Below are 5570 nucleotides of genomic sequence, written 5' to 3'. Positions count from 1 at the left end.
AAAGACGTTCTGTCGTGAAGACTGAAGTCCTTACTACGAACTAAATACCAAAGTTTTTACATTACTTCACATAGTTTGTTTTTTTCAAGTCGTTCTATTTAACCTCGACAAATCGAACTCTTAATTGAACAGCATATTGCAAGAAATAATTGGCACTGCCTTTAAATCTTTCATATTTTCTTATTTACTTCAAGCGCAGATAAATCAGTTAACCTAACTTGCCCGCAAATTAGCTGAAAACACTCGTGTATAGTCTGTAGCTTTGACAATGGAAGGATTGAGCAAAGGTGTACTTCATTTACTAACAATATTTGTATTTTTATATACGTGTATTAACTACTTGCTTACGTATACCTCTAAAGATTTTTTAATACTGTTTTATTTTGCCACGACTAAAAAATCAATTGAGGTTTGTGCAGTTCAAAAACCTCACTTACATCAGTTAAGGTGTAGTATATATCTGTTGATATCTAGATTACAGCAATTAAAACATCACATACGTCATTTAAGTCTGAAAGAACCCTTTTAATAAAAATTAATATGAAAACAACTAAAAAATCTCATTTAGAGATGAAAGCAGACAAAAATAAATCACTGCGAAAAAGAGGAGCAGTTCTGACTGTTGTTGGGTTGAAGAGATTGCAAACTGCAATTTTAGAAGAAGAGAGACAAAAAAGAGGAAGTAAACGTTTTACCCAAGTAGAATTAAGCGATCGCATTGGAATTTCTACCTCTAGTTTAAGCCGTTTATGGTCTTTGAATTCGAGGATAGATCCGCGTACCATGCGAATCTGCTTTAGTGCTTTTGATTTAGTGTTGCATGAAGATGATTACACCCTATATGATGCCAATGATATGGATTTTCTGCGGGAATATTCGTCAGAAGATAGACAACTGATAGATCGAGATTTATCTGCAAATTCAGCTAATGCAGATTTATTACCAGAAAGTGAATTGTCGGGGGAACAACAAACAATCACACCAAATACTGCACCATCTCAAATTGTTTCCGTCTTTCTCGACGAAGAGAAAATTAAGAGTGAAATGACACTCAATAAACAAAGCGATTACAACGATGGAACAAAGATTAGTGAATATATAAAATATCCCTGTGCTCCTTTATCTTTAGATTCTAAATTCTATATTCCTCGTCCTCCATTAGAAGAACTAGCATATCAAGAAATTACTCAACCGGGATGCGTCATTCGCATTCAAGGTTGTCGAGGCATGGGTAAAACTTCTCTGATGTTGCGGATTGTAGCTCATACCAGAATGTTAGGGTATGAAACTGCAAAAATCAATATCGCTCAAGTTGATATTGATGTTTTGCGAAAACCTCAATTATTCATGCAATGGTTAGCTGCTAGTATTGCTCGTCAACTAGGCAGGGAATTTAATGTCGATAAACATTGGGACGAAGAAATAGGTAGTAAACTCAGCTGCACTCTTTATCTAAAAGAATGTTTGCTTGCACCTTTAGAAAAACCTTTACTATTAGTATTAGACGAAGTTCAGCATATTTTTGAATATCCCGATCTAGCCAATGAATTTCTACCTCTGTTACGTTCGTGGCAAGAAGAAGCGCAACAGGATGAAGTATGGACAAAGCTGCGTTTGGTGATTGTTTATTCAACAGATGTTTGTCTTTCTATTGAAATTAATCAATCTCCTTTTAACATTGGGCTACCATTGAAATTATCAGAATTTACTTCTGAGCAAGTAATTGAGTTAGCAAACCGCTATGGAATTGATTGGCAACAAAACAAGCAAGTGCAGCAATTAATGGAATTAATCGGGGGACATCCCGCATTGCTAAATATTACTCTTTATCACCTGCTCTATCATAAATTAACCTTAGAAGAAATTTTGCAAACAGCAATCACAGAAGTAGGAATTTATCGTCAGCATTTACAAAATTTATTAAATAAATTACAAAAAAATACCCAATTATTAGATACTATGAAAATCTTTTTAACAAAAGATAAAAATATCGATTTAGATATATTAACTGCCTACCAATTAGAAAATATGGGGTTAATTCAGTTGCAGCAACAAAAATGGGTAATTAGTTGCCAATTATATCAAGGCTTCTTGAAAAAATATCTGATGTCGTAATTCAACAAAGTTAAGCAAATGATGATTTGCTATTATGAACAAAAGCATTTATAAAGTTGGTGGCTGTCTAAATGCTAATGCTGCTAACTATGTTAATAGACAAGCAGATATTGAGCTTTATACAGCCCTGAAAGCAGGGGAATTTTGCTATGTATTCAACTGTCGTCAAATAGGCAAATCTTCACTGCTGGTACATACCAAGCAACGATTACAAAATGAAGGCTTTAGTTGTGCTTACATTGATATTACGCAGATACGCAGCCAAGAACTCACCCCGACACAATTTTATAAAGGGATAATTGTCCGCTTGCTGCATAGTTTTGGATTAGCTAAAAAAATCGATTTTGCAGCTTGGTGGCAAGAACAAACTGAGTTTTCACTCATACAACGCTTGGGCAATTTTATCGAAGATATTTTGCTAGTCAATCTGAGTAACAATCGCATTTTTATTTTCATTGATGAAATTGATAGCTTGCTGCAATTAAGCTTTGGCATAGATGATTTCTATGCCTGGATTCGGGCTTGCTATCAACAAAGAGTCCATAATCCTGAATACGAACGACTGGGTTTTGCTTTATTTGGCGTTGCAACTCCCTCTGATTTAATTCAAGATAAACTCAAAACACCTTTTAATATCGGTGTTGCTATTAATTTAGAAGGGTTTACATTAGCAGAAGCTCAACCTCTGGTAGTGGGATTAGAGCAAGTTGTGAACAATCCCCAAAGGGTATTTAAAGAAATTATTGCTTGGACTAATGGACAGCCATTTCTAACGCAAAAATTATGTCAGTTGGTGGTAATAACCAAGCAACAGCATTACAGCCAAGGGATGAATCTAGAAAGTAGCAACGTCAAAACTAGCCCACCTTTGGAGATTACACCAGGTAAGGAAGCAGATTGGATAGAGTGTTTAGTGCGATCGCAAATCATTAAAAATTGGGAATCTCAGGACGAACCAGAGCATTTACGCACAATTCGCAATCGCTTACTTTACAATAGCCAGCGCGTTAGTAGATTACTGGGTATCTATCAGCAACTTTTACAAGCTATGCCTGTAGCAGCCGACGACAGTAGAGAACACATAGAACTGCTGCTTTCTGGTTTGGTAGTCAAATCTCAAGGATATCTGCAAATCCGCAATCGCATATATCAAGAAGTTTTCAATTGGGAATGGGTAGAGGAACAATTAAATCAATTACGTCCTTACTCGGAAACACTATCAGCTTGGATTGCTTCTCAAAAACAGGATACATCTCGACTTTTACGGGGACAAGCCCTGATTGATGCCCAAAAGTGGGCGCAAAACAAAAGCCTCAGCGATTTAGATTACCAGTTTCTTGCTGCCAGTCAGGATGCAGAACAGCAAGAAATCCGGCGGCAATTTGCGGCGCAGCAAGAAAGCGAAAGGTTCTTTCGGCAACTAGCAGAAGCAATGCCCCAAATGGTATGGATTGTAGAGCCAGATGGTAGGCTATCTTATACCAACCAGCACTTAAGTACCTTTTTGGGGCGATCGCATTCGGAGGTGACAAATTGGAAAAGCCTGGATGTGGTTCATCCTGAAGATCGCCTTAATAACCTTGCCGCCTGCAAACATTCTGTAGAAACCAACTCACCCTATGAAGTGCAACTGAGAATACAAGATGTGGCGGGAAACTATCGCTGGTTTCTCAATCAGGCAATTCCCATCAAGGATGGAAGCGGACAGGTGGTGAAATGGTTTGGCACCAGCACCGACTTAGATGATTTGAAACGACAAGAAGAATTCCGGCGACTGCAAGAAGTTGAAAAGCGACTACAACAAGAAAAACGTGCCAGTCGCTTGCAAAAGTGGTTACTGGGGACTGTTAGTATTGCTTTCGTCGTCGCCAGTTCTTTAGGAATGTATGCCTTTGCTCAAAGACATCAAGCCACTCTCCGAGAAATTGAAGCGATCGCTAACGTCTCGGAAGCTCAGTTTGCCTCTGGGAATCGATTAGATGCTTTAGTCAGTGCCATCAAAGCGCAGACTCGATTGAGCAAATTGTCGGGAGTGCCTGCTGAGTTAGTTACCAAGGTAGATCGAGAATTGCGCCGTGCCACCTTTCAAGTCATTGAACGCAACCGCCTAAACGGTGAACAGGGAAAAGTGCGGGGTATTGCCATCACTGCCGACGGACAGACAATCGCTGCTGCTCACCAACAGGGTAAGATTACTCTGTGGAAAAGCGATGGCACATTGGTAAAAGTACTTAGCGGTCACAAAGGAGAAGTCTTTGATGTCACCTTTACTCCCAAAGGCGATAGAGTAATTTCGACTGGGCAAGATGGCACGGTGCGACTGTGGAAGCTGGACGGCACACTGGTTAAAACACTCAACGGACATCAAGATTGGGTGCGATCGCTCGCCGTTAGCCCTAACGGACAATGGATTGCCTCGGCTAGTAACGACAGGACAGTAAAACTTTGGCGCATCGACGGCAGCTTGATTCGCACTTTTAAGGGACACAGCGATGCAGTTTCAAAGGTGGCGTTTAGTCCTGTTGATGCTAACATCCTAGCCTCGGTCAGTGATGATAATACTCTCATCCTCTGGAATCTGGAGGGTAAGAAAATTCGGACACTGAATAATCCCATCGCATCCAAAAAAGGCAAAAACCGTCTGATGAGCGTCACCTTTAGCCCTGACGGACAAACTCTGGTAGCTGGAGACTGGATTGGTAATGTTATCTGGTGGACTGTCACTGGCACTTTATTGGAAACTGCCACAGAACACGACAGCAGTGTGGTGACTCTCGCCTTTAGCCCCGATGGACAAACCCTCGCTTCAGCTGGTTGGGATAACACAATTAAGTTTTGGAACAGCGATCGAACTGTCAATCAAACCCTGTATGCCCATATTAACGGTACATGGGAAGTAGCTTTCAGTGCCGATGGCCGTCGTTTGATTTCCGCTGGTGAAGATAACTTGGTGCGGTTGTGGCAGCTGCAAAGCGATATTCTCACGGTATTGCGGGGTCATCGTGCCTCTGTTTGGCACACGCCCATTAGCCCTGATGGGCAAACAATCGTTTCCTCTAGTGCTGATGGTACCATTAAGCTGTGGAGTCGAGCCGGACAACTGCTCAACACCTTAACCCCGCCACCGGGACAGGTTTGGTCGGTGGATATCAGCCCAGACGGGAAGGCGATCGCCGCAGGTAGCGACGATGGTTCATTGACTTTATGGACGATGCAGGGAAAACCCTTAAAAACGATTTCAGCCCATAACGCAACAGTGCGGGATGTAGTGTTTAGTCCCGATGGGCTAGAAATAGCTTCCATCAGTTGGGACGGCACTGCTAAACTCTGGAAGCGGGATGGTACTTTCATCCAAACCCTGAGTGAGTCCCTACCTAAAAACCGCGATCGCCTCAATGCTGGAGCATTTAGCCATGATAACCAGTGGTTAGCGATCGGCGGTCGAGATACGTTTC

General features: G+C 41.1%; 2 protein-coding genes. Both read left to right on the top strand.

The features are described 5' to 3' along the window. Positions 1 to 540: 540 nt before the first annotated feature. Positions 541 to 2115, top strand: coding sequence for an AAA-like domain-containing protein (locus tag RRG12_RS41190; protein ID WP_420757995.1), 1575 nt, complete (start codon positions 541 to 543; stop codon positions 2113 to 2115). A gap of 34 nt (positions 2116 to 2149) precedes the next feature. Next, the coding region (locus tag RRG12_RS41185) for an AAA-like domain-containing protein (RefSeq protein ID WP_420763163.1) at positions 2150 to 5570 on the top strand (3421 nt) is incomplete at its 3' end.

The organism is Nostoc sp. CALU 546 (genome assembly GCF_048836525.1).
This window is presented reverse-complemented; position numbering and strand designations above follow the sequence as displayed.

Excerpts from the sequence above, each read along its gene's own strand:
- RRG12_RS41190 (WP_420757995.1), top strand. The coding sequence starts at position 541 with ATGAAAACAACTAAAAAATCTCATTTAGAGATGAAAGCAGACAAAAAT.